The 6,055-nt window shown below is 69.1% G+C and carries 7 protein-coding genes; 3 read left to right on the top strand and 4 right to left on the bottom strand.

Annotation, left to right across the window (positions count from 1 at the left end):
• Positions 1-234, bottom strand: a 234-nt coding sequence (locus A37U_RS0137495) for an ArsR/SmtB family transcription factor (protein WP_026198028.1), incomplete at its 3' end; no start/stop codon positions are given.
• 100 nt (positions 235-334) lie between these two features.
• Between A37U_RS0137495 and A37U_RS0137490 the strand changes: the two genes are divergently transcribed.
• The 3 genes from A37U_RS0137490 to A37U_RS0137480 are packed head-to-tail and all read left to right on the top strand — an operon-like array spanning position 335 to position 3,943.
• Positions 335-1,669 (top strand): FAD-dependent oxidoreductase, encoded by a 1,335-nt coding sequence (locus A37U_RS0137490; RefSeq protein ID WP_020501799.1) that lies wholly within the window; start codon positions 335-337, stop codon positions 1,667-1,669.
• A 13-nt stretch (positions 1,670-1,682) separates the two neighbouring features.
• Positions 1,683-2,897, top strand: a complete 1,215-nt coding sequence (locus A37U_RS0137485) for an MFS transporter (RefSeq protein WP_020501798.1) — start codon at positions 1,683-1,685, stop codon at positions 2,895-2,897.
• The gene (locus A37U_RS0137480; protein ID WP_026198027.1) at positions 2,894-3,943 is read left to right on the top strand and encodes a flavin-containing monooxygenase; all 1,050 of its coding nucleotides are present in this window, start codon (positions 2,894-2,896) and stop codon (positions 3,941-3,943) included. The genes A37U_RS0137485 and A37U_RS0137480 overlap by 4 nt, the downstream gene beginning before the upstream one ends.
• A gap of 8 nt (positions 3,944-3,951) precedes the next feature.
• Here A37U_RS0137480 and A37U_RS0137475 read toward each other — a convergent pair whose 3' ends face one another.
• From A37U_RS0137475 to A37U_RS47355, 3 genes are all read right to left on the bottom strand, one after another.
• Entirely contained in the window at positions 3,952-5,010 is a 1,059-nt protein-coding gene (locus A37U_RS0137475) for an ArsO family NAD(P)H-dependent flavin-containing monooxygenase (protein WP_020501796.1), read from the bottom strand.
• A 46-nt stretch (positions 5,011-5,056) separates the two neighbouring features.
• Positions 5,057-5,308 (bottom strand): DUF2180 family protein, encoded by a 252-nt coding sequence (locus A37U_RS47360; RefSeq protein ID WP_020501795.1) that lies wholly within the window; start codon positions 5,306-5,308, stop codon positions 5,057-5,059.
• 54 nt (positions 5,309-5,362) lie between these two features.
• Positions 5,363-6,055 (bottom strand): ArsB/NhaD family transporter (locus A37U_RS47355; protein WP_020501794.1); only part of this gene is annotated, 693 nt, incomplete at its 5' end.

Below are 6,055 nucleotides of genomic sequence, written 5' to 3'. Positions count from 1 at the left end.
CTTGTGGAGCCGGACGAAGCCGACGTCGGCGAGCTTGCGCACGTGGAAGGAGCAGGTCGACTGGCTGGTGCCCAGGATCTTCGTCAACGCACCCACGGTGATGCCCTTCGAACTGGTGGCCACCGCGTGCAGCAGCCGCACCCGCACGGGTTCGCCGAGGCACGCAAACCAGTCGGCGTAGGTCGCCGCNTCNGAGGTGGGCAGGACCTGGGCTTGCCGAAGCGCTATCGCCATGCCGCCAGTATATCGATCGAAATCGATGGTTGCTTCTATCGAGCGCGCTCGATATATTCACCTCAACTCAATCGAGATGTATCGATGGATGGAGTGAGGGATGAACGAGTCGCCTGTGGTGGTCGTCGGTGCTGGTCCGGTCGGGTTGGCAGCGGCTGCCGAGCTGGCCGAGCGGGGCGTGGAACCACTGGTGCTGGAACGCGCCGATCGAGCGGGGGCCGCGGTGGCGCAGTGGCATCACGTGCGCCTGTTCTCCCGCTGGGCAGAGCTGATCGACCCGGCCGCCCGCCGACTGCTGGAAGCAACCGGCTGGCAGGCCCCGGACGAGGGCAGCTATCCGACAGGTCGGGAGTGGGTCGAGCACTACCTGCGCCCGCTGGCCGACGCGTTGGGAACGCGGGTGCGGTTCGGCGCCGAGGTCGTGGGGGTGGCTCGCCGCGGCCGGGACCGGGTTGTCGACGCCGGGCGCGACAGCGAGCCGTTGACCGTGCACGTGCGCACCGCGTCGGGTGCCGAGGAACGGGTGACCGTGAGGGCGGTGATCGATGCCTCGGGTACCTGGGGCAACCCGAGTCCGCTCGGTGGCGACGGGCTGCCGGCGGCGGGTGAGCATGCAGCGGCTGAGTGGATCGCCTACCAGGTGCCGGACCTGACCGATGCGTTCGTCCGGGAGCGGTATGCGGGTAGGCACGTGGTGGTGGCGGGAAGTGGGCATTCGGCGTTGACGGCTCTGGTCGCGTTCGACGAGCTGGCCGCTCGGCACCCGGATACGCGGATCACGTGGCTGCTGCGCCGCGGCGAGGTGGGCGACACCTTCGGAGGCGGCCAAGCCGATCAGTTGCCCGCCCGAGGTGCGCTCGGCCAGCGGGCCAAGGCCGCTGTCGAGGCCGGACGGATCGCGGTCGTCACCGGATTCCGCACGGCGGCGGTGGAACGCGACGCACATCGACTCACCCTGGTTTCCGACCTCGGCGAACGGGTCGAGTCGGTCGACGAGGTCGTGGTGCTGACCGGGTTCCGCCCCGACCTGTCGTGGCTGTCCGAGATCCGGCTTGGCCTGGATGCGACGTTGCAGGCGCCGGTGGCGCTGGCGCCATTGATCGACCCGAACGTGCACTCCTGCGGCACGGTCTATCCGCACGGGGTTACCGAGTTGTCCCATCCGGAACCCGGCGTCTTCCTGGCGGGGATGAAGAGCTACGGCCGCGCGCCGACATTCTTGGCGCTGACCGGCTACGAGCAGGTGCGCTCGGTCGCCGCCGCACTGGCCGGCGACCGCGAGTCTGCCGAGCGGGTCGAGCTGGTGTTGCCGGAAACCGGTGTGTGCGGCGGTGCCGGCGTTTTCGACGCTCCCACCGCGGAGCAGGCTGACGGGTGCTGCGGCGCACCGGCCGAGCCGGAGTCGCTGACAGTGTCTGCTCGGTCCACACACTGAGCGGGGCACGCCGGTGTCCTTCGGAGCGCTCGCGCAGTCGGATGTTGTGAGCCGGGCGGGGTTGCGGCGGGCGCTGGTGACGTTGTGCGTCACCGAGATCACCAGTTGGGGCGTGCTCTACTACGCCTTTCCCGTCTTGGCCGGGGATATCACGGCGACGACGGGCTGGCCGATCGCGGCGATCACTGCGGCGTTGTCGGGCAGCCAACTCGTCGCCGCATTGGTTGGTATCCCGGTCGGCTGGTGGCTGGATCACCGTGGTCCGCGCGGGGTGATGACCGCGGGCTCGGCGCTGGCCGTGCCCGCCCTGGTTGCGGTGGCCACGGCGCAGAATCTGGTCTGGTTCCTCGTTGCGTGGCTGCTGGTCGGGGTGGCGATGGGGGCGGTGCTGTATCCGCCTGCGTTCGCCGCCCTGACCAGCAGGCACGGCTCCGACCGGATTCGGGCGCTGACCATCCTGACCTTGGCCGCTGGACTGGCGAGCACCGTGTTCGCCCCGCTGACCGCCGGCTTGGCCGCCCACCTGGATTGGCGGGCGACTTACCTCGTGCTGGCCGCCATCCTTGCGTTGATCACGGTTCCCGGGCACTGGTTCGGCCTCGCCTTGCCGTGGCCAGAACGCCCGGATGCGGAGTCCCAGCACGAGCAGGTCGATCCCGGGACGGTGGCGCGCAGTCGGGCGTTTGTCACGCTCACGGTGGCGTTGAGCCTGGCCGCCTTCGCGACCTTCGCCGTCGTGATCAACCTGGTGCCGTTGCTGGCCGAACGGGGCATCGGCACCGGTACCGCCGCGGTCGCGCTCGGTCTCGGTGGGGCTGGTCAGGTCCTCGGACGGCTCGGCTACACCACTCTGACCCGCCGCACCACCGTGCGGGGACGTACCGCGCTGATTCTGCTGGCGATGGCGGTGACCACCGCGCTGCTCGGGATGCTCACTTCGGTGGCCGCGTTGATCGTCGCCGCGATCTTGGCGGGCATGGCACGCGGGGTGTTCACGCTGTTGCAGGCCACCGCGGTCACCGACCGGTGGGGACCCCGGTATTACGGGCAGCTCACCGGCCTGCTGTCCGCCCCGTTGACGATCACGATGGCGCTGGCTCCCTTCGCCGGTGCCGCGATGGCCGGCCTGCTCGGTGGCTACGCGACCACCTTTCTCGTCCTGGGCGCAGTCACCGTGGCCGCCGCCCTGCTCTCCCTGGTCACGAATCCTGGAAGGAACGTGCCGTGACTGATGTTGATGCTCTGGTGATTGGCGGTGGGCAGTCCGGGCTCGCCGCCGCCCATGCCCTTCGGAAGGTCGGCCGCGCGCCGGTGTTATTGGAAGCCGGTCCCGAACCGGTGGGGTCGTGGCCGTCGTACTACGACAGCCTCACCCTGTTCTCCCCGGCCCGTTACAGCACTTTGCCCGGCATGGCTTTTCCGGCTGATCCGTGGCACTACCCGCATCGCGACGAGGTCATCGACTATCTCCGCCGCTACGCCAAGAACCTCGACGCCGACATCCGCACCGACCACCGCGTCGAGCGAATTCGCCGCGATGGCCCGTGTTTCGTGGCCCACGTCCACGACGGTCAGGTGTTGACGGCGCCGGTCGTGATCGCCGCGACCGGAGCGTTCGGGCGTCCCTATCGGCCGGACCTTCCGGGACTGGATACGTTCACCGGCACCGTGCTGCACGCCGCCGACTACCGCGAGCCCAGCAAGTATGCCGGGCAGCGGGTCGTCGTGGTGGGCGCAGCGAATTCCGCGGTGCAGATCGGGGCCGAACTCGCCGAGCACGCCCAGGTCACCTTGACCACCCGGCATCCGATCAAGTTCGCACCGCAGCTTCTTCTCGGCCGGGACGTGCATTTCTGGTCCGTGGTCAGTGGATTCGATCACCTGCCGATCGGGCACCTGGTGCGCAATCCGCCGCCGATGCCGGTCAACGACGACGGCCGCTACCGGCGGGCCGTCGAGGCGGGCAACCCCGACCAGCGGCGCATGTTCACCGCCATCGACGGCACCCAGCTCATCTGGTCGGACGGCACCCGCGAACACGTCGACACGCTCATCCTCGCCACCGGCTACCGCCCCGAACTGTCCTACCTGGACGGAACTGGCGCGCTGACCGCCGACGGCCTGCCCCGACACAAGCGTGGCCTGTCGACCACCGTGCCCGGACTCGGCTACGTCGGGCTGGAATGGCAACGCAGCTTCGCCTCCGCCACCCTGCGCGGAGTCGGCCGGGATGCCCGCTATGTCACCGCACGACTCATCCGGGCCTGCACCTGATCGCTGCTCTACGCCGAGCGCAGGCGATCGGCGATGTCGGCGATGGTCGTCTTCGCGGTACGGCCCGCGCCGATCAGGGTCGCCGACGCAGAACCGGTCCAGTCTCCGTACCCGAGTAGATACAGCCGTGGCTCGTCGACCGACCGCGTGCCCACGGTTTTCGGCACGCCGTTCTGGTACTCCAACCCCAAGGGATCGAGGTGGTGCAGGCTGGGACGGAACCCGGTGCACCAGATGATCGCGTCACAATGCTTTTGAGTTCCGTCGCTCCAAGCGATGCCGTCGCGGGTGAGGCGGTCAAACATGGGGTGGGCGTGCAGCACGCCGCGGTCACGGGCTTCGCGCACGCTGGGCACCATCACGATGTCGCCCAACCCGGAGACGCCCTCGGCGTCCGTGCCGGCCCGGCGGGCGACTTCGCGCTGGGTGGCCACGTCGAACAGGACGCGGCCGTCCACGTCGTCGGGCATGATCCGCGGAGGGCGCTGGGTGACCCATGTCGCGTCAGCGACGGTGGAGACTTCGGCCAGGATCTGGGCCGCGGAGTTACCGCCTCCCACGACCACTACCCGTTGGCCTCGGTACTGCTCGGGGGAGCGGTAGGCGACGGTGTGCAGTTGTTCTCCCGCAAACTCGTCGCGGCCCGGATAGTCCGGTAGGTACGGCGAGTCCCAGGTGCCTGTCGCGCTGATGACGATCGAGGTGCGCCAGGTCCCGTGGTCGGTGTCGACGGCCAGCCACGCCCCCGCGTCGTGGACACCCTGCACGTGAACGGGGCGGTGAACGGGCAGCTCGTATCGCTGCTCATAGTTGCGCAGGTAACTGACGACGTGGCCTGCGGTGGGGAAGGTTTCGCCTTCTTGGCGAGGCATCCACCAGCCGGGCAGCGGGCTGTATTCGGCCGGGGAGAACAGCCGCAGCGAGTCCCACCCGTGCGACCACGCACCTCCCGGCCGGTCTTGCGCATCCAGGATGACGAAGCTCAGCCTGGCTCGGCGGAGGAAGTACCCGGCGGCCAGGCCGGCTTGCCCGCCGCCGATCACGACCACGTCCGCTGTGTCGGCCATGCCTACCTCCGCTTGCTTCCCGTGCCTTCGAACGCCCTGGAGATCATTAGCAGTCCCGGCCGCCCTGTGTTTCGCAGGCCGCGACAGTCGTGCGGACCTGGGCGCAGGCGGAGCAGCGCAGGATACGAGCTGCCACTCGTGCCGGCTGCTGTATGGGGACGATGCCAGCGGTCATCCGGCAGGTGACGGGGCGGCGGTCGGGGCGGGCGTGTTGGGCGCACACGCCCACCCCACAGTCCATACAGGTCCCAACAGCGGGCCTGTCGACGTTCTGTTCGGCGCAGTCGAAGCAGTGCATGACGGTCTCCTTCCGTGCGTGCCCCGGACGACCTTCCTGGCCGGAACTCCGGGTTTAGGTGCCGATGACGGTGAGCCACCCGGCCAACGCGGCTAGCGTGATGAGCAGGACGGGGATGGTGAGTACGATGCCGGTGCGGAAGTAGCGGCCCCAGCCGATGTGCATCCCCTTGCGGTCGAGCACGTGCAGCCACAGCAGGGTGGCCAGGCTGCCGATCGGGGTGATCTTGGGTCCGAGGTCGGAGCCGATGACGTTGGCGTAGACCATCGCTTCGTGGGTGAGCCCGGTTGCGCCGACGGCGCCGATGGCCAGCGCGGCGATAAGCACTGTGGGCATGTTGTTCATGATCGACGACAGCACGGCCACGACCAGCCCGGTGCCGAGTGCGGCGGCCAGCACCCCGTGGTCGGCGAAGAATCCGAACAGCTTGGCCAGCTCACCGGTCAGTCCCTGGTTGCGCAGGCCGTAGACGACGAGATACATGCCGATGGAAAACAGCACGATCTGCCAGGGTGCTTCTCGGATGACCTTGCCGACCGGAATCCGTCGCGGTCCGGTGGGACGGTCGTCGTCGGGCGTGGCCGGGCGTGCGGCGAGATCGCCCGCGTCCGCGGTGTTGCGCGGATCGCCCACCGAGTGCTGCTCTGAGATCTCGGCGCTGCCTGCACCCACGGGTGCGGGAAGCGGCTGGCGGACTGCCTGCGGGAAGGCGAAGGCGGGCTTGCGGGCGGCGACGGCGATGAGGAT

It is taken from the genome of Sciscionella marina DSM 45152, from assembly GCF_000379465.1.
Taxonomy (GTDB): domain Bacteria; phylum Actinomycetota; class Actinomycetes; order Mycobacteriales; family Pseudonocardiaceae; genus Sciscionella; species Sciscionella marina.
This window is presented reverse-complemented; position numbering and strand designations above follow the sequence as displayed.